Origin of the sequence: Haloprofundus halophilus (assembly GCF_003439925.1) — an archaeon.
GTDB classification, from domain to species: domain Archaea; phylum Halobacteriota; class Halobacteria; order Halobacteriales; family Haloferacaceae; genus Haloprofundus; species Haloprofundus halophilus.
In genome coordinates this window covers 170,806-188,539 of the sequence record NZ_QQRR01000002.1, presented here as the reverse complement: position 1 = coordinate 188,539, position 17,734 = coordinate 170,806, and the positions used below count along the sequence as shown (strand labels likewise).

General features: G+C 65.6%; 15 protein-coding genes. 10 read left to right on the top strand and 5 right to left on the bottom strand.

The window, feature by feature from the left end; genetic code table 11:
* Positions 1-35: 35 nt before the first annotated feature.
* Positions 36-1,841 carry an L-aspartate oxidase gene (locus tag DV709_RS10570; RefSeq protein ID WP_117594415.1) on the bottom strand — a complete coding sequence of 602 codons (1,806 nt, stop codon included), beginning with the start codon at positions 1,839-1,841 and terminating at the stop codon, positions 36-38.
* Positions 1,842-2,457: 616 nt separating this feature from the next.
* Between DV709_RS10570 and DV709_RS10565 the strand changes: the two genes are divergently transcribed.
* The 6 genes from DV709_RS10565 to DV709_RS10540 all read left to right on the top strand — a co-directional run bounded on the left by DV709_RS10565 (position 2,458) and on the right by DV709_RS10540 (position 8,568).
* Positions 2,458-2,799, top strand: coding sequence for a hypothetical protein (locus DV709_RS10565; protein ID WP_157972708.1), 342 nt, complete (start codon positions 2,458-2,460; stop codon positions 2,797-2,799).
* Positions 2,800-3,065: 266 nt separating this feature from the next.
* Entirely contained in the window at positions 3,066-4,772 is a 1,707-nt protein-coding gene (locus DV709_RS10560) for a cation:proton antiporter (RefSeq protein ID WP_117594413.1), read from the top strand.
* Positions 4,765-6,414 (top strand): cation:proton antiporter, encoded by a 1,650-nt coding sequence (locus DV709_RS10555; protein WP_117594412.1) that lies wholly within the window; start codon positions 4,765-4,767, stop codon positions 6,412-6,414. Before DV709_RS10560 ends, DV709_RS10555 begins: the two co-directional genes overlap by 8 nt.
* Before the next feature lie 96 nt (positions 6,415-6,510).
* The gene (locus DV709_RS10550; RefSeq protein ID WP_117594411.1) at positions 6,511-6,987 is read left to right on the top strand and encodes a cation:proton antiporter regulatory subunit; all 477 of its coding nucleotides are present in this window, start codon (positions 6,511-6,513) and stop codon (positions 6,985-6,987) included.
* Positions 6,988-7,057: 70 nt separating this feature from the next.
* Positions 7,058-7,924, top strand: coding sequence for a universal stress protein (locus tag DV709_RS10545; RefSeq protein ID WP_117594410.1), 867 nt, complete (start codon positions 7,058-7,060; stop codon positions 7,922-7,924).
* 101 nt (positions 7,925-8,025) lie between these two features.
* Complete coding sequence (locus tag DV709_RS10540) at positions 8,026-8,568, top strand: DUF4112 domain-containing protein (RefSeq protein WP_117594409.1); 543 nt, start codon at positions 8,026-8,028, stop codon at positions 8,566-8,568.
* Between the two features lie 153 nt (positions 8,569-8,721).
* Here the strand turns inward: DV709_RS10540 and DV709_RS10535 are convergent, their stop codons facing one another.
* Positions 8,722-9,906: a trans-sulfuration enzyme family protein gene (locus tag DV709_RS10535; RefSeq protein ID WP_117594408.1), complete on the bottom strand. Its 1,185-nt coding sequence runs from the start codon at positions 9,904-9,906 to the stop codon at positions 8,722-8,724.
* A gap of 208 nt (positions 9,907-10,114) precedes the next feature.
* Here DV709_RS10535 and DV709_RS10530 point away from each other — a divergent pair, with 208 nt between their 5' ends.
* On the top strand, positions 10,115-10,435 hold the full coding sequence (locus tag DV709_RS10530; protein WP_117594407.1) for an antibiotic biosynthesis monooxygenase family protein: 321 nt from the start codon (positions 10,115-10,117) through the stop codon (positions 10,433-10,435).
* Positions 10,436-10,627: 192 nt separating this feature from the next.
* Here DV709_RS10530 and DV709_RS10525 read toward each other — a convergent pair whose 3' ends face one another.
* Positions 10,628-11,614, bottom strand: coding sequence for a DMT family transporter (locus tag DV709_RS10525; protein WP_117594406.1), 987 nt, complete (start codon positions 11,612-11,614; stop codon positions 10,628-10,630).
* A 190-nt stretch (positions 11,615-11,804) separates the two neighbouring features.
* Between DV709_RS10525 and DV709_RS10520 the strand changes: the two genes are divergently transcribed.
* Positions 11,805-13,109 (top strand): tRNA pseudouridine(54/55) synthase Pus10, encoded by a 1,305-nt coding sequence (locus DV709_RS10520; protein ID WP_117594405.1) that lies wholly within the window; start codon positions 11,805-11,807, stop codon positions 13,107-13,109.
* A 594-nt stretch (positions 13,110-13,703) separates the two neighbouring features.
* The gene (gene rnhB, locus DV709_RS10515) at positions 13,704-14,351 is read left to right on the top strand and encodes a ribonuclease HII (protein WP_117594404.1); all 648 of its coding nucleotides are present in this window, start codon (positions 13,704-13,706) and stop codon (positions 14,349-14,351) included.
* Positions 14,352-14,633: 282 nt separating this feature from the next.
* On the opposite strand, the gene DV709_RS10510 is transcribed toward rnhB, so the two are convergent.
* Entirely contained in the window at positions 14,634-16,235 is a 1,602-nt protein-coding gene (locus tag DV709_RS10510; RefSeq protein WP_117594403.1) for a preprotein translocase subunit SecD, read from the bottom strand.
* Positions 16,235-17,125, bottom strand: coding sequence for a protein translocase subunit SecF (gene secF / locus DV709_RS10505; protein WP_117594402.1), 891 nt, complete (start codon positions 17,123-17,125; stop codon positions 16,235-16,237). The genes DV709_RS10510 and secF overlap by 1 nt, the downstream gene beginning before the upstream one ends.
* 79 nt (positions 17,126-17,204) lie before the next feature.
* Between secF and DV709_RS10500 the strand changes: the two genes are divergently transcribed.
* Positions 17,205-17,633: a hypothetical protein gene (locus DV709_RS10500; RefSeq protein ID WP_332871836.1), complete on the top strand. Its 429-nt coding sequence runs from the start codon at positions 17,205-17,207 to the stop codon at positions 17,631-17,633.
* Positions 17,634-17,734: the final 101 nt, after the last annotated feature.

Sequence of the window (17,734 nt, the reverse complement as noted above, 5' to 3'; positions counted from 1 at the left end):
CTCACCGACGGCCGTACTGTCGGAGGCGACTCCGACTACTCCAGGTGGTGGTACTCCAGTTCGTGACCCTCGTCGATCGCCTCCTGCACCTCCTCGCTCGGCAGACCGGCCGCACGGTCCCACAGTGCTATCCCCGTGTCGCCACGGCGGGCGAGGACGTTCTTGCGCCACTCGTCGCGTTTCTCGGGGTAATCGGTGCGGTAGTGCGCACCCCGCGACTCCGTGCGGCGCTTCGCCGACTGCAGGACGCCGTCGGCGACGACGAGCATGAACGAGAGGTCGACCGCGTCCTCGAACGCGCGACTCGTCCGGTCGCCGTCGAGACGGAGGTCGGTCGTCTTCTCGCGCAGCGCGGCGAGTTTTTCGAGTCCCTCTTCCAGCGATTCCTCGTCGCGGAGGATGCCTGCGTCATCCTCCATCACACCGCGGAGTTCAGCGAGCAACTCGGCGGGCGTCGTGTCGCCGTCGCTGTCGGCGAGGTCGGCGAGCGCGCGAAACTCGCGTTCGGCGAGCGTCCGCATCCCGGCGGGCAGCGACGGCTCGCCGTCGGTCGATTCGTCGACGACATCGGCGACGTGCTCGCCGACGAGTTTGCCGATGGCGACCGTCTCCGCCAGCGAGTTGCCGCCGAGGCGGTTCGCGCCGTGGACGCCCGCGACGGTCTCGCCGACGGCGTAGAGGCGTTCGATGCGCGTTTCCCCCGTTCGGAAGTCGATGTCGACTCCGCCCATCGAGTAGTGCGCCGTCGGCGCGACTTCCACCGCCTCCTCGGCGAGGTCGATACCGAGGCTCTGGAACCGCTCGTACATCTTCGGCAGCCGCCGTTCGATGAACTCGCGGTCGTGGTGGGAGATGTCGAGGTAGACGCCGCCGTTCTCGGTGCCACGGCCCTCTCGTACCTCCTGAGCGATGGCACGAGCCACCACGTCGCGGGCGTCGAGTTCCATCTGGTTCGGCGAGTAGTCCTCCATGAACCGCCCATCCTCGACGTTGAACAGGCGACCGCCCTCTCCTCTCACCGCCTCGGTGACGAGACGACCAGACCACTCCTCCTCCCAGCCGGGGTCCTGGACCATCCCCGTCGGGTGGAACTGGACGAACTCGAGGTCCAGCAGATCCGCGCCCGCCTCGTACGCCAGCGCCTGTCCGTCGCCGTTGTTCTCCTCGTCGCGCGAGGAGTGGCGGTCGTACAGCGACGAGTACCCGCCCGCCGCGAGCACGACGTGATTCGCCTCGAACAGGACGAAGTGGCCGTCGTCCATGTCGTAGGCGACCGCGCCGTGGACGCGCGCGCCGTCAGACAGCAGACGCGTCACCATCACGTTCTCGCGGTACGGGATTTCGAGCTCCCGGGCTCTGGAGACGAGCGTCTCCAGCATGGCCTCGCCGGTTCGGTCGCCGACGAAGCAGGTCCGGCGGAACGACTGCGCGCCGAAGTAGCGCTGGTCGATTTCGCCGTCTTCGGTCCGGTCGAACGGCATGCCCCACTCGGCGAGCTCGCGGATGCGGTCGGGCATGTGCTTGGTCGTCAGTTCGACCGCGTCGGGGTCGTTGACGAAGTGACCCTCGTCGTAGGTGTCGGCGGCATGGATTCGCCAGTCGTCCTCGGGGTCGAGGCTTCCGAGCGCCGCGTTGATGCCGCCGGCGGCCCACGTGGTGTGTGCGTCGCCGTGCGAGCGTTTCCCGATGACGAGGCTCTCGACGCCGCGCTCGGCCAGTTCGATGGCCGTTCGCGCGCCCGCGGCCCCCGCGCCGACGACCAGCACAGGTACGCGTACTTCCTCGTACTCGGGGACGTCGCCGCCCTCGTCGGACGGGTCCGTCGGCGGTGTTAGTGTCATGGAGCTAACCAAGTAGGAGTTAGTGCCGGACACGCCTAAGGCCTTCGCGCTCGCGTGCGCGAGAGGGAGCGGCTACTGCGATGAGCGGCTACAGCGATGTTACCGCGGTGTACGGGAGTTGGATGACAGACCGTGACATACACCGACAACGTTTATGTATTAACCGCGTGACGTGTCCCGTAAGCGCCCGCAGAAGCGGGCACGGTGAACGATGCTCAGCCAGACCCACCACACCACGTCGCCCACTTCCGCCACCGAGCGGCCGGCGAGCGGTGTGTCCACCGGCAACTGCGCCGGAGTTGGGTCTGGCCCATCCAAGCCGTACGGTCGGTTCGACTCCGTCATCGCGTGAGCGCGCGACGCCCCCGGCGTCTGCGTATCCAGCGCGGTCGTCGGAGTCGAACCCCACGGTTCATTCTCCGGCGACTATCGACGGCAGCGACGCGCGCGTCTCGGACCCGCGTGTCGGCACCGCGGCGCGTGCCGCGTCCGCCGTCGCCCGACGAAACGTCTTCCGACCGAAGCCGCCGCCTCGCGCGGTGGGGTCGGTAGCTCAAGCGGCCAGAGCGGTCCATCGAGCGGACAGGTGAGGAATCGACTCCCTCCCGGCCCCTTCATGTCAGTGCAGAAACTGCCTTCCGTGTCGGCGTCAGCCGACCTGACGGTGTTCGTCTCGCGCGACGCCTCCGGCGACCTCCGGACGGCCGTCCGCGAGCGACTGCGAAAGCTAGACGGCGTGACGAACGTCGACGAGTTCGAGCTCTGCGGCCTCCAGCCCGGCCTGAACGACCTGACGGTCGAAGTCCGTGCGACGCTCGTCGTCGAACTCGACGTGGACGCCGGCGAGGGTGCGACGGCGCGTCGAGACGCCGCCGCGCTGGAAACCCAGTTGCTGGACAGCTTCGGCGTCAAACGGGTGTCGGTCCTCTCGGAGGTGCGCGATGTCCGCGACGCGTGAGCGCGTCTCGGCTCCTGGCGCGCACTCTCCGCGGTCCAGCGGTGGGGCACGCCGGGCGATTCCGGCGGAGGTGGGTTCGGCTCCCATCGGAGAGCCTTCTTCGTATCTTTCGGGGGTTCGATGGCCGCAGGAACCTTCGTGCGTGGTTTTGTGCATTTGGCCCGCGATGTCGGCTAAATCTTGAAGAAGGTCGAGTACTTTTCACCTACGTGTGTTTTTTCCAATAATACCATACGTTCATTAGTATCTAGGAGAATATGTTCTCTATGTTCGGTGTTCTCCAGTCTGGACCACCTCCCTTCGCGACCGATTTCGCGATCATCATCGCGACGGCGGTCGTTCTCAGCTACGTCGCTCGTCTCACCGGGCAACCGACCATCGTCGCGTACATCTTCACGGGTCTCGTCCTCGGGCCGGTCTTTCTGGACGTCGTCACACAGTCGGAACTCGTCGTGCTGATGAGCGAGCTCGGGCTCGGTTTCCTGCTGTTTCTCATCGGGATGAAGATGCGTATCGACGATGTTCGAGAGATACTCCGCCCGATAATCAACGTCGCCGTCTGGCAGACGATTCTGCAGACGGCGCTCGCGTTCGTCGTCGCGTACGCGCTCGGGTTCACGCTGTTGGAGACGACCATCATCGCCCTCGCGACCGTGTTCGGCGCAACGCCGATCATCGTGAAATTGCTGTCGGACAAAGACGAACTGGCGACGCTCCCCGGTAAAATCGATATCGGCGTCCTCATCATACAGGACATCTATCTCGTGATTCTCCTGGCGGTTTTGAGCGCGGAGTCGCTCTCGAATCCACAGGAGATAGTCGTCAGCGTCGCCACGATACTCGCTCTGATGAGCGGTGTCGGTGTCGTTTCGTATCTCTCCGCGCGGTACCTGCTCCCGACGCTGTTTCGGGCGGTCGCCGACGACAGTCGGGCGTTCTTCGTCGTCGGAATCGCGTGGGCGTTCGTCTTCATCGTCGGAACCGAGCGACTGGACCTCTCGCTGGAGGTCGGCGCGTTTCTCGCTGGACTGAGCCTCGCGCAGGTGCCCTACACCAGCGAACTCACTGAGCGTATCCGGCCGATAACCGACTTCTTCATGGTCGTGTTCTTCACGAGTATCGGGCTCCGGTTGGCGGCGGACAATCTCCTCGCCTACTGGGTGGAGGCACTCGTCGCGTCGGCCGCGCTGATGGTCGGAAACTTCCTCATCATCTTCTATCTCATCGACCAGGAGAAGTTCACCCCCGAGACGTCGTTCGTCGGCAGTCTCAACATGTCGCAGGTCAGCGAGTTCTCGCTCGTCGTCGGCGCGCTCGCCGTCACGCAGGGGTTCATCGACGCGTCGATTCTCGGCTATCTCAGTCTGATGGCCATCGTGACGATGAGCCTCTCGACGTACCTCATCAACTACAACTACGAGATTTACGAGCGGGTTAAACCCTACCTCACGCGCTTCGAGAGCGAGGAGAAACGAGACGTCGACCTCCACGTCTACCGAGACCACGCCGTCGTCGTCGGCTACGACGAGATTATCCGCGCCGGCCTCCCCTTGCTCCAGGAGCGATTCGGCGACGTCGTCGTCGTCGACCGGAGCCCGGCCCACGCCGAGATTCACCAGGCTGCCGACTACGACTACATCTACGGCGACTTCAAGCACGGCGAAATCCGTAGCGCAGCGGGACTCAAACGCGCGGGGTTCGTGTTGAGTTCGACCGTCGAACCGGCCATCAATCGGATACTGCTGGCGGAGGTCGGACCCGAGACCGTGGTGTTCGCCGAGGCGAACTCGGCGGAAGACGCCGCAGAGCTGTACGAGCACGGCGCTCACTACGTCGTCATGAGCACGGTACTCACGAGCGAGAAACTGACCGACTACCTCCGTCGGTACGTCCACGACCCCGACGAGTTCTGGGCGGGGGTCGAACGCGACATCGGTCACCTGCGCTGGATACAGGGTGATACCGATGGCTGAACTGCTGACGCCGCTCGCGCTGATCTTCATCGTCGCCGCGATATTCCTGCTCGTCGCGACGCGCTTCGGCATCCCGGCGGTCCCCGTCTACATCATCACGGGGATGGCGCTCGCGCCGTTCGTCCCCGAGGGAACGACGCTGGAACTGGCACAGTGGGGAATCGCCTTCCTCGTGTTCGCCTTCGGCGTCGAAGTCGATCCGAAGCGGTTCCGGGCGGTCGCCCGCGACAGCGAACACGTGGCTGCCGGGCAGGTGCTTCTGGTCGGGGGACTCGTGTACGCGCTCGGGCGACTGCTCGGACTCGACTCGCTCAACGCGGTGTACTTCGCGAGTGCGGCCGCGCTCAGTTCGTCGCTCGTCGGCCGCGAACTCGCGCTCCACGACATCCGCAGTAACCTGGTCCAGGGACGGCTCATCTCCTCGGTTCACTTCGTACAGGACCTGTTCGCCGTCGTGCTCATTCTCGTACTGAGCGCCGAAGCGTTCACCCCCGACGGAATCGCGCTCAAACTCGGCTACGGTGTCGTCATCCTCATCGTCGCCGCACTCGTCCGCGTTTACCTCTTCGACCTGCTCGTCTCGTTGTCGGGAGACTCCGACGAACTCGTCATCCTCACCGGCGTTGCCCTGCTCTTGGGGTTCATCAGTCTGGCCGAGTTCACCGGCGTCTCGATCGTCGTCGGTGCGTTCGCCGCGGGATTGGCGGTCACACGAGAGTTCCCGGGGAAGTTAGCGCTCGAAGCGGGACTCGAGTCGTTCGACGACTTCTTCGCGGCGGTGTTTTTCGTCACGCTCGGGAGTCTGGTCGCGGTTCCGTCGCCGCGGGTCCTCGCGCTCGCGGGCGTCCTCGTGCTCGCTATTGTCGTGCTCAAACCGCTCGTGACGATCTACGCGCTGCTGTATCAGGGGTACGAACCCCGCACCGCGTCGCTCACGAGTTTCGGACTCGACCAGGTGAGTGAGTTCGCGCTCATCATCGCCATCCAGGCGCTGGTACTCGGCCGTATCCAGGAGGCGCTGTTCGAGGCAATCATCCTCGTCGCGGCGGTGACGATGGTCACGTCGACGGTGACGCGGCAGTACGGCGACGACCTGTACCGACTGCTCGGTCGAGTCGTGCCGCTTCAGTCGTCGCACGCGAAGTTGGAGGCACGCAGCGCCGTCGACCCGGAGCTTCGAGACCACGTCGTCGTCGTCGGCTACGGGCGACTCGGGACGCTCGCCGCCCGGACGTGCGAAGCGGAGGGGCAGCCGTTCGTCGTCGTCGAACACGATCCCGACCGTCACCGACTCGCGACCGAACACGAGAATCACCTCTTCGGCGACGCCGTGAGTGAATCGACCTGGGATAGAGTCAACGTCGACAACGCGAAGCTGATACTCTCGACGGTTTCCGATGAACGTATCTCCCGACAGATTCTCGACCTCGAGACCGACGCCGACGTCGTCCTTCGGGCCGGCCGCGTCGACGAGTCCGTCGAGTTGCTCGAACGAGGTGCCGACTACGTACTCGTTCCCGACTTCCTCGCGTCCGAGCGGCTCCTGGAGAAGATCCGCGCGATACTCGACGAACACGCGACTCCCGACGAAGTCCGCTCGCAGAATGCGCGTCGCCTCGACGTCGAGACCGAGTTTCGATGACGAACACGCCCGAAGTGGGTCGTACACGTATCGACCGAATCGGACACGTTTCGGGCGGGCCGAACACACATATCCGGGCCGAACGAACGTGACCCCATGAGAGTCCGCGAAACGCAACTACCGGGAATCGGTATCCGGTACAACGTCGAGTTCGAAGACGAGGACGGTGAGTTCGTCATCGTCCTGCACAACGACGGCACTCGGGAGACGTTCTGGAACGGAGATGGAGGCGTCGACAGCGACAAGCTCTTCGAGCTGTCCGAGTCGGAGGCACAGAAGTTGGCCGGCATCTTCAACGGGACGTACTTTCAGCCGGTCGGTCAGGACCTCGAAGACGTGTTCGACGAGAGCCGGGTTCGGTGGATACACGTCGCGTCCGACTCGCCGGTCGCCGGACAGACAATCGCCGACTCGAACATACGAAGTGAAACCGGCGTCTCCATCATCGCCATCCAGCGCGGCGGCCGAACGCTTTCGAACCCGAGCAGAGACGAGACGATACACGGAGACGACGTTCTCGTGGCGGTCGGAGACGAGGACCAACACGCCGCCTTGGACCGATTCCTGAGCTAATGTTCCACGAGACTCCGACGAAGCGGCGACATCTCACACCAATCACGCAGTACGAGAGGGGCGCGAGCCGATGAGGTCGACGCGTTCCAGAGAACGGTCGATTCTCGTTCCGATCGCGAACCCGGAGACGGCGGACCAGTTAGTCTCGACGGCCGCCGACCTCGCCACCGACCAGCAACTCGCACTCGAACTCCTGACGGTCGTCGAAGTGCCGGACCAGCTGCCGCTCTCAGAAGGTGAACGACTCGTCGACGACGAACGCGAGATTCTCACCTATGCCTCTGACCTGGTCGACCCCGAACTCGACGTCTCCAGTCGCATCCGGTTCGCCCGCTCGATATCGAGTGGTATCCTCAGCGCCGCCGAAGACCGACGAGTTCGGACGATTCTCGTGGGGTGGCGAGGCCGCCCCCGTCGCCGAGACCTCGTTCTGGGGTCGCACCTCGACGAAGTGCTTCGAGACGCGTCCTGCGACGTGCTCGTCCAACGGATGGACCGCAGCGAGGAACTCGAGAGAATCTTACTGCCCGTCGCCGGCGGACCGAACACCGAGTTGGCGGCGACTGTCGCCGGGTCCCTCGCACGGGTCCACGACGCGGCGGTTCACGTCGTGACCGTCCACGCACCGGGGGACGCGACGCAACAGCAACGACAACGCGAAGAGACACTCGCCCGCGTCATCGCGGATTTCGTCGGCGTGTCGACGATCACCCAGGAGATACTCGAGAGCGGATCGACCGTCGACGCCATCGTCGAGCAGTCCTCGAACTGTGACCTCGTCGTTCTCGGTGCGGCGTCCGACGGCCTGTTCCGACGGTCGTTGGTCGGGTCGCTCCCCGAGCAAATCGGTCGAGAATCGTCGAGTTCGGTGATTATGGCGAAGCGGCACCGGACGCTTCCGTCTCGATTCGCGCGACTGGTCTCGCGGCTCGGCTAGTTTCCGAGCAGAGCTGTCGGTAACGACCGCTCGGCGCGACGGCCGGTGAGTTCGAACGCCACTCGCCGAGACGTTTTGGCGTTCGGCGTTGAGTCGCTCGTGTGAACGACGCGGCGGAGCCAACACGACCCGACGCCGTCGAGAGTGCCGACGCTGCAACCGGCCTCGAATCAGCGGGCCGAGTCGCCGAGCACGCGGAGACGCTCCGTCGACTGCGACGCCTCGGCCGCCTCCTCGACAACTCGATTCGGATTCCGGGGACGAACTACCGCATCGGTCTCGACCCGATAATCGGCTTGATTCCCGTCGTCGGCGACGTTCCAATCACCGCGGTGTCGGCGTACATCGTCGCCGAGGCGGCCTACCTCGGGGTTCCGAAGGTGACGGTGCTTCGGATGCTGTTCAACCTCGCCGTCGACGCCGTCGTCGGGTCGGTCCCCGTCGTCGGCGACCTCTTCGACGCGGTGTGGAAGGCGAACGCCAGAAACGTCCGTCTCGCCGAGGCGCGCCGCGCCGACCCGCAAGCGGGCGAGGTGGACCGACGGTTCTTCACAGTCGTCGTGGGCGGGCTGTTCGTCCTGTTGCTCGCGCTCGGTGTCGTGTCGACGCTGGCGGTGCTGTGGCTCGTGGGGCGGTTGGTCTGACAGCTCACCGGCTCGATTTCGCCAGTTTTCGGGGCGTAGACTACGTTTCGGTCGATACTAACGGCGTACTGAATGCAGGGGTGTCTGCAGCAGTTCGTCACTCGCATCCACGTCGGTCGACCCAGCAATCGGGTACGACGAACGGGGCCGAGGTTACGGGAGCGCCGTCCGGAGATCCTCGCAGAGGTCGTCGGCGTCTTCGAGACCAACGGATACCCGGACCAACGTCTCGGGAATCTCCGCTGAGTCCGCACTACGACTGAACTCGTCGGGAATCATCAGCGACGGTACCTCGATGAGGCTCTCGACACCACCGAGACTCGCTCCCGGCGTGAACAGTTCGAGTCCCTCGACGAACGCCTCCAGTTCGACGAGTGTGCCGTCGAACTCGAAGGAGAGCATTCCGCCGTACCCCGACATCTGCTCGCTCGCCAGACCGTGTTGCGGGTGGCTTTCGAGACCCGGATAGCGGACACGAGCGACCCGGTCGTGGCTTTCGAGGAACCGGGCAACCGCCGTCGCGTTTTTCTCGTGGTGTTCCATCCGCGCGGGCAGCGTCTTGATGCCTCTCGCAACGAGGTAGCAGTCGAACGGCGAAAGCATATTCCCGAGCCCGACCCGCTGTGCGAACGCCAATCGCTCGAAAACCTCCCCGTCGTCGGTGATAACGGCTCCGCCGATCGAGTCGGAGTGCCCGTTGAGATACTTGGTAGTGCTGTGAACGACGACGTCGGCACCCAGTTCGAGTGGAGCCTGGTAGTACGGACTCGCAAAGGTGCTGTCCACGCCGAACAGCGCATCGTGGTCGTCGGCGATATCGGCTATCGTTCGGATATCGCACAGCCGAATCAAGGGGTTCGACGGTGTCTCTGCCCAGATGAGGTCCGTGTTCGCGTCGACTGCATCGGCGACGTTGTCGGGGTCGCGGACGTCAACGAAATCGACGTCGACGCCGAGATGTCCGGCCATGTGTTCCGTGAGGAGCTTTTCGGTTCCGCTATAGACGGAGTCCGAGGAGACGACGTGGCCTCCCGGGGGGACCAGCGACAGCATCGTCGTCGACGTGGCGGCCATTCCGGAGGCGAACGCCAATCCGTGTTCGCCGCCTTCGAGGCGGGCTAACTGCTCTTCGAGCGCTGCCCGGGTCGGATTGCTCTCGCGCGAATAGTCGTGTTCGTTGGCGTCCTCCCCGCTGGTCCACTCGAACGTGGTCGAGAGGTGGAGCGGCGGGACGACGTCGTTCGTTCCATCCCCGCGAGGATGCGTCTCGGCTTTGGCTGCGCCGACTGCGATGGTCGCGAATCGGTTCCTGTCGGACTGGTTGTCGTGTCGTGTCATCGAATACTCACCACGGAACCTCTCGACCTCGATTTAGAGAAGCGTTCAGAGGGCTGTTCTCAGTCGCGGAAAATAGGTGTGGAGTTTCCGGCGAGGGTGGCCAGAGACCCAAACCCGCCTCAGCGATGGGTCGGCGAGTCGGTGGGCCCAACCGTCGTCTGCTCGCGGGGGGAAGCGTCTTGTTCCCGCGGACGACTGGATAGTCCAGATGTATTTGGTAACGTTCCGCCTCGCTCCCGGCGAGTACGATGCGGAGTTTCACGAGTTGAACAACGTGATACAGGCGGCTGCCGAGGACACGGAGGGATATCTGGGCAAGCAGACGTGGCACGCGCCGGACGACGAGGAGGTTCTCGTCGTCTACTACTGGGAGTCGTCGGACGCGCTCGAGTCGTTTGGAGCGGATGCGGACCACAAACGCGCGAAGCAGCGGTGGACGGAGTGGTACGATGCGTACGAGGTCACCGTTACGGAAGTCGTTGAGACGTACGGAAGCGGGTTCGGTGACGATGCGAGCCCGCTCGTGTAGGGGTCGTCGACTGGTCGATTAGCTCCGCACAGGAAACTGCGCACCGTCGAGTTCGGCGTAACCGTGACCTGTCGTCAATCCGAACACCGCGTGGTGGTCGCTCGAACCGAACATCGGGGTGGGCCGGACGCTGCCGACGACGGTTGAGGCACCTCACCGCACGAGGTTCCCAGTTGACTTGCGTCAGTCTCCTCAGTCGTCGCCGAACGCCGTGTTACGCCGGGCGCTGCTGTCGGGGACGTAGACGTTCTCGGCGTCGTAACCGCGACCGACGCGCGCCTGCAGGCGAACCATTTCGTCGAACGCGTCGCCGCCTTTCAGCAGCGCGAACCCGCCGACGATGAGCGCGAAGCCCGCGACGGTGCCCGCGGAGAGCGACTGGCCGAGCGCCGCCCAGCCGACGAGCGCGGTGACGACGGGGACGACGTACTTCACGAGGCTGATTTCGACGGCCCCGAGGCGGTCGAGCAGGTCGAAGTACAGCACGTAGCCGACGGCGCTGGAGACGAGCGCGAGGTACGCGAGCGCGGCGAAGGCGGTCGGCGTCCACGACAGAGCCAGCGGTGGGGTTTCCCCGAGCAGTCCGCTGACCGCGTGGAGGAACGCCGCGCCGACGAGCATCATCCACGCCTGCGTCGGCACCAGCGACAGCGGTGCGTCGTAGCGCTCGGTGAGGACCGTCCCGAGCGCGAAACTCACCGCCGCCAGCGCGAGGAGAACGATGCCGACGAGGTCGCCGCCGAGCGTGCTCCCGCCGGTGGCGACGACGACGACGCCTGCCAGTCCGAGCAGGACGCCGACAGCGCCTCGCGCGTCGAGTTGCTCGCCGGGCAGCAGAAACCGGGCGAAGAGTGGCGTCAGCACGGGCGCGGTACTGGCGACGATGGCGGCGATGGAGCCGCCGACGTAGCGCTGGCCGGAGAACAGAAACGCGAAGTTCAGCCCGATGACTAACAGGCCGCCGACGGCGACGAGTCGCCACTCGGCGAACGTGCGCGGCCGCCAGCGGTCGCTGCGGGCGACCGCGAAGGCGAACAGCGCCGCGCCCGCGACGTCGTAGCGGAGCGCGGCGAACAGCACCGGCGGCAGCGTCGCCAGACCGGCGTCGATTGCGAGATAGGCGGTACCCCAGATGACCGAGAGCGTCAGGAACAACGCGAGATTTCGATAGCGGCTCATTCCGATAGGTGGTAGCGGGCGTAAAAGACGGGGGCACAAGAAGCTTCTCGCAGTCGTGATACCGCGGTTCATCCGGGACCGTGATACATGGTGAACGACCGTTTGAGTCGCCGAGCGGCCCCGGGGGATGCCCGTCGAGGCCGGCCGCCGAATAGCAAGACGGAAAGGAACGCCGACGCGAGTACCGTCTATGGGAATTCTCGACGACGCGCGCGCGCTGACCGAGGGCGGGCCGCTCTGCGACGCCTGTCTGGGCCGGGTGTTCGCCGACCGAAGCTACGGACTCACCAACGCCGAGCGCGGCCGGTCGCTCCGCGTCGCCGCGGCGTTGGAAGACGACGAAGAACCCGAGAGTGTCGACCCCGCCGACTGCTGGGTCTGCGAGGGGCTCTGCGGACGGTTCGACGAGTGGGCCGAGCGCGCCGCCGCGACGGTCGAGGGCGGCGACGGAAGCGAGGGCGAGACTGTCGAGTTCGAGACGTACCAGGTCGGCACCCGAGCGCCGCCGCTCGTCGAGGAGAACGAGGCGCTGCTCCGGGAGATGGCCGGCCTCCCCGGAGACGCCGGCGAGCCGTTCAAATCGGAGTTCAACCGCGAGGTCGGCAAGCGGTTCGGCCGCCTCACCGACACCGTCGTCGACTTCCAGCGCCCCGACGTGCAGTTCGTCCTCGACATCGACTCCGACACCGTCGAGACCGAGGTGAACTCGGCGTTCGTCTACGGTCGGTACCGAAAGCTCGTCCGCGACATCCCGCAGACCGAGTGGCCCTGCCGCGAGTGCGACGGCAGCGGTCGACAGGGTCGACAGACCTGCGACCACTGCGGCGGCAGCGGCTACCTCTACGAGGACAGCGTCGAAGGCTTGAGCGCGCCCCTCGTCCTCGACGTGATGGACGGCGTCGAGGCGCTGTTCCACGGCGCGGGCCGCGAGGACGTCGACGCGCTGATGCTCGGGACCGGTCGCCCGTTCGTCGTCGAAATCAAGGAACCCCGACGCCGCGACGTCGACGTCGAGCGCCTCGAAGGCGACATCAACGCGTTCGCCGACGGAAAGGTCGAGGTCGAGGGACTCCGCCTCGCCGAACACGACATGGTCGAACGGGTGAAGGGACTGGACGCGAGCAAGACGTACCACGCCGAAGTCGAGTTCGACGCCGACGTGAGCGAGGCGGCGCTCTCGGAGGCCGTCGAGGAACTCACCGGCGCGACTATCGAACAGTACACGCCGCAGCGGGTCGACCACCGACGCGCGAACCTCACGCGAACGCGGCACGTCTACGACGCGAGCGCCGAACTGGTCGACGACCGCCACGCGACGGTCGAGATACACGGCGAAGGCGGCCTCTACATCAAGGAACTCGTCTCCGGCGACGACGGCCGAACCGAACCCAGTCTGGCCGACCTGCTCGGCGTCTCCGCCGTCGTCACCGCCCTCGACGTGCTCGCCGTCGAAGGCGAAGACGAACCGTTCGAGCGCGAGGAGTTCTTCAGGTAGCTCGCCGCGGACGAGCAACGTCTCACCGCGCGATAATGGTCAACACGATTATCAGTTATCACGTTTTACAGTAACGCAGACGCCGCCGGACGGTGCGAGAATCCGCTCTCACGCACGCGAGCGTACCTTCATGAGCAACTCGGTGGGTACCGCCGACGGGTGGACGCCCGCAAATCGTCCGCGTGCCGACGTTCCGGCGGCGTCGCTCCTGTTACTCGACCGTCGGTAGTTCGGAGACGGAGGCGGCTCCGAGTCGGCAGAACTAGTTAATACCAACGCAATCATAGCAAGAATTATTACCGGCTGCGCTTAGCCGTCGCATGGGTGCTGACGGACTGCGGGAGGACGCTGACACACCTGCGGTCGGACGGAGGTCCACAGCATCCACCTCTGGTTGACACACCTCGCCTCCCGCGGGGCCTCCTACGACAGCGACATAATAAATTATTGTCATACCACTCACTCACTGACACAGTCTCCGTATTTGTCGTATCTCGCGAGACGCAGACAGGCGACCGACGCGGACGGGCGGGACGTGGACAGGCGACCGACGCGGACGGAAACACCTTAGCGTTCACCGCGAGAGGCGCGACCATGCAACTCGGTGCCGACGAGGCGGGGAAGGGTCCGGTACTGGGACCGATGGTCGCGGCGGCGGTTCGCGCACCCTCGGCGGCGCTGCCGGACGGACTCGACGATTCGAAGCGGCTCTCGCCCGCGAGGCGGGAGTCGCTCGCGGCGCGACTCCGCGAGGATTCGGCGGTGACCGTCGGCGTCGCCGTCGTCACCCCCGCGCGCATCGACGACCCGGAGACGGACATGAACGGCTTGACCGTCGCCGCGCAGGCGGAGGCGCTCGCCGCCGCCGCCGAGAACGGCGACGTCGCCGTCGTCGACGCGGGCGACGTGGACGAAGCGCGGTTCGGTCGCCGGGTTCGAACGGCCGTCGAAGCCGGCGGTCGGACCATCGACGTGCAGTCCGAACACCGCGCCGACGAGGCTCACCCGGTCGTCAGCGCCGCGAGCGTCGTCGCCAAAGTCGAACGCGACGCCCGCGTGGCCGCCATCGCCGACGAGTACGGCGAAGTCGGCAGCGGCTATCCGAGCGACCCGACGACGCGAACGTTTCTGCGGGAGTACGTCCGCGAACACGGCGCGCTCCCCGACTGTGCGCGGGCGTCCTGGCAGACCTGCGCCGACGTGCTAGCGGCCGCCGAGCAGTCGGCGCTGTCTGAGTTCTGACGGACGAGTCAGAACACGCCGAGTTCGAGCGCGCCGAAGAACAGGCCGAAGAAGACGGTCGTCGCCAGGAGGACGATCATCAGGTAGTCGAACGCGCCTTCCGGTGTGCCGAGCGATGGTAGGTGCATATCCACCGGTTCTACGTCCACCGCCTTGTGCGTATAGGATTCGAGTCGGACGAGGGGGCGAAAAGTCGCGTCGAATCAGACGTTCGGGCGAGAACCGCCTCGAAACCGGGTGAAAGGCGAGAAAACCGAGAGAAATCTGGGCGTCGGAACCCGTTCAGCGGTCGGTCAGAAGCGACCGCAGGATGTCACCGTAGGCCGGACGGGTGACGATGACACCGACGAGCACACCGAGGATGGTGAAGATGGCGAAGCCGCGGAGGTCGCCGAGCGACAGCACGGCGAGCGGACTCATGGCGATGATGGTCGTCGCGGCGGCCGCGCCGATGACCCAGAACGCCTTCTTGAACCGCGACTGGAACACCTTTCGAGAGCGGACGTCACCTTCAGCCATCACCTCGTCGGCGATGATGATGAGGTCGTCCACCCCCGTCCCGATGACGGCGATGAATCCGCCGATGACCGCCAGGTCCAGTGGGTAGCCGAGCCACGCGGCCGCGCCGAGCAGGATGACGACCTCCGAGAGCGCGGTCAACACCATCGGCGCGGCGACGCGCGCGGAGCCGTAACGGAAGAAGACCACGCCGCTGACGGCGAGGACGGCGATGATGCCCGTGATGAGCGAGTTGATGCGGAAGTTCTCACCCTGCGTCGGCGAGATGTACGACGAGGTCCCCTCGCCGCCCGGACCGATGTCCAGCGGCGCGGGGAGCGCGCCGGCGCGGAGGTTGATAGAGAGCTGCTGCGCCTCCGAGTAGTTCGCCGTCTGGAGGACGAACTGCGGGTTGTTCTCCCACTGACCGCTCTGCATGTCCTGTGCGAGACCCGGACTCATTCCGGCGGAGTAGATTACCTCGCCGTCCACGACGGTCAACAGACACGGCTGGGTGCCGTTGGGGTTCTCGTCGTACGTGCAGGCGGAGCCGCCGTTGCCGGCGACGCCCGTCTCGACCATCTTCTCTTGGAACTCGGGCGCTTCGGACTCGCGGATCACGACGGGCACGTTCGGCGGCGTGCTGCCCTGACCCTGCTCGGCGTTGCCGATGTCCTGGAAGTCGCCCTGTTCGAGCACCAGTTCGCGGCGGTACTCGGTCGAGCCGTTCCCTTCGTCGGGGTAGTAAGCCTCGACCTGTACCTGCCCCTGCTGGCTGACGAGGTCGAGCACGTCGGAGCGCTGCTCGTTCGGCACTTCGATGAGGACGAAGTAGTCGCCGGTCGACGTAGAGACGACCCGCGCGGAGCCCCCGGAGAGCCCCGCCTGGTTGATCTTGTTGCTGATGACGTCGACGGTCTGCTCGCGCGTCTCCTCGGTGACGCCGTCGCGGACGTCGCCGTACTCGTAGCCCGCAGCGTCGAGCGCCGCGGCGAGGTCGTCGGTCGTGACGTTTCGGGTCGTGACCTCGACGGTCGCCGGACGGTCCTGCGTCGGCTGACGAACCGTCACGTCGGTGACGTCGACGCCGTCGAGTTCGTCGGCGACGTTTCGGCTCACCTGCGGCGTGGAGTCGTTCTCGAACTCGACCTCCTCGGCGGTGACGCCGACGAGCGGCGCGCGGATGCGCGTCCCGCCGGAGAGGTCCAGCCCGTAGACGAGGTTCGTCGGCCCGTCGCTGGCTCCGGCGACGGTATCGTTACCGACGGTCTCGTTGCCGCCGTCGCCTCCGGCGGCCCCGCCGGCGGGGCCGAACAGCGCGACCATACTCGCCGCGAGGAGGACGACGAGGAGGATGACGCGCCAGTTGTCGCGGAGCGCGCCCATCAGCGCTTCACCCCCTCGAACTTGTACCAGCGAAGCAGACTCAGGTTCAGCAGGTACGTGTTCATCAGGTCGGCGGTGAGCCCGAACACGAGGATGATGCCGATAGCCGACAGCAGTTGGATGCCGAACAACGTCGCCGTGATAGTCATGACGACCATCGCCGCCAGCGACGTGAGCGTCATCGTGACACCCGTCCGCATCGCGCGGTACGTCGACTCGTAGAAGTCGCCCGACCGCCGCAGGATGTGGTCGTTCAGGAGGATGTCGGAGTCGACGCTGTACCCGATGAGCATCAACAGCGCGGCGACGGTCCCGAGCGACAGTTCGATGCCGAGTGCGTTCATCATCGCCACCGGGATGACCACGTCGGAGAACGCCGAGACGACGACGGCGATGGAGGGGACGAACGTCCGAAACAGCGCGAAGACGACGAGACTCATCCCGACGAACGCGACGGCGATGCCGCCGAGCGCGAGTTGCTGTGAATCGCCGGCGAAGCTCGCAGACACCGTCGATAAACTCTCGATTTCGAGCTGTTGGGCCGCGTCGTTCGGCGGGTTCTCTACCGTCTGTTCCAACTGCGCGGGGTCCGTGCCGGGGCCGAAGGTGACGACGTACGTCCCGTCGGAGGGGACGGACTGAATCGACTCGATGTCCGCGTCGAACGCCCGCTGGATGACCTGTTCGGCCTGTCCGTCGGGCGCGTCGACGGCGAGTCGCACCTCCGTTCCGCCGGAGAACTCGGTTCCGAGCGCCACGGGCGCGCCTGTCGTCGCGAACGTGACCGCGATGACGAGAATTGCGAGCGCGAGGACGGCGAGCGGAACCGCCGCGAGTTGGCGATTCGTGTACCGGGTGTAATCGACCTCCGGTACGTCGAATGCGACCATGCGGGGCGGTAGTCAGCGCGTCGAATAAGCCTTCTTAAATTCCCGTGCGCTCTTGTGCGTCGGTCACGTACGGCTCCCGATGGCCGAACCCACCCACACGGACGACGGAAACCGCCGGACGGACGGCGGGAACAGCCGGACGGGCGACGGAAACAGCCGGACGGACGACGGAAACAACCAGACGGAAGACGAGACCGGTCGACGAACCGCGACGCGGGTCGTCCTCTCGCACCCGAAGAACCTCAGCGACTGGGGTCGCGACCAGATTTCGTCCGACCGATACCGGGGCTACCTTCGGCGAAAACTCGACGCGGCCGCCGTCGGCGACACGTTCGAGACGTTCGTCGACGTCGGCTGTTGCGGCGACAGCCTCGACGTCCCGTTCCGCGTCGAAGCCGTCGAGGGCGGCGAGTTCGTCGGCGACGAGACGGAGGTGGCGTACACAGAACGCGACGAGACGATGGAGGGCGGATGGCGCGTGCAGAGTAAAGCGGGGCCAACGGGGTGAGCGCTGCGGCCGCCTAACCGACGAGGTGAGCGCTGTGGTCGCCCAACCGACGGAGTCGCGCGTCGCTCGTGGCACGCTGTGACATCCGCTAACGCGGACCC

What these genes read in the sequence shown, in the direction of transcription:
- DV709_RS10570 (WP_117594415.1), bottom strand. Translation starts at nt 1,841, where the DNA reads ATGACACTAACACCGCCGACGGACCCGTCCGACGAGGGCGGCGACGTC.
- DV709_RS10565 (WP_157972708.1), top strand. Translation starts at nt 2,458, where the DNA reads ATGTCAGTGCAGAAACTGCCTTCCGTGTCGGCGTCAGCCGACCTGACG.
- DV709_RS10560 (WP_117594413.1), top strand. Translation starts at nt 3,066, where the DNA reads ATGTTCGGTGTTCTCCAGTCTGGACCACCTCCCTTCGCGACCGATTTC.
- DV709_RS10555 (WP_117594412.1), top strand. Translation starts at nt 4,765, where the DNA reads ATGGCTGAACTGCTGACGCCGCTCGCGCTGATCTTCATCGTCGCCGCG.
- DV709_RS10550 (WP_117594411.1), top strand. Translation starts at nt 6,511, where the DNA reads ATGAGAGTCCGCGAAACGCAACTACCGGGAATCGGTATCCGGTACAAC.
- DV709_RS10545 (WP_117594410.1), top strand. Translation starts at nt 7,058, where the DNA reads ATGAGGTCGACGCGTTCCAGAGAACGGTCGATTCTCGTTCCGATCGCG.
- DV709_RS10535 (WP_117594408.1), bottom strand. Translation starts at nt 9,906, where the DNA reads ATGACACGACACGACAACCAGTCCGACAGGAACCGATTCGCGACCATC.
- DV709_RS10530 (WP_117594407.1), top strand. Translation starts at nt 10,115, where the DNA reads ATGTATTTGGTAACGTTCCGCCTCGCTCCCGGCGAGTACGATGCGGAG.
- DV709_RS10525 (WP_117594406.1), bottom strand. Translation starts at nt 11,614, where the DNA reads ATGAGCCGCTATCGAAATCTCGCGTTGTTCCTGACGCTCTCGGTCATC.
- DV709_RS10520 (WP_117594405.1), top strand. Translation starts at nt 11,805, where the DNA reads ATGGGAATTCTCGACGACGCGCGCGCGCTGACCGAGGGCGGGCCGCTC.
- rnhB (WP_117594404.1), top strand. Translation starts at nt 13,704, where the DNA reads ATGCAACTCGGTGCCGACGAGGCGGGGAAGGGTCCGGTACTGGGACCG.
- DV709_RS10510 (WP_117594403.1), bottom strand. Translation starts at nt 16,235, where the DNA reads ATGGGCGCGCTCCGCGACAACTGGCGCGTCATCCTCCTCGTCGTCCTC.
- secF (WP_117594402.1), bottom strand. Translation starts at nt 17,125, where the DNA reads ATGGTCGCATTCGACGTACCGGAGGTCGATTACACCCGGTACACGAAT.
- DV709_RS10500 (WP_332871836.1), top strand. Translation starts at nt 17,205, where the DNA reads ATGGCCGAACCCACCCACACGGACGACGGAAACCGCCGGACGGACGGC.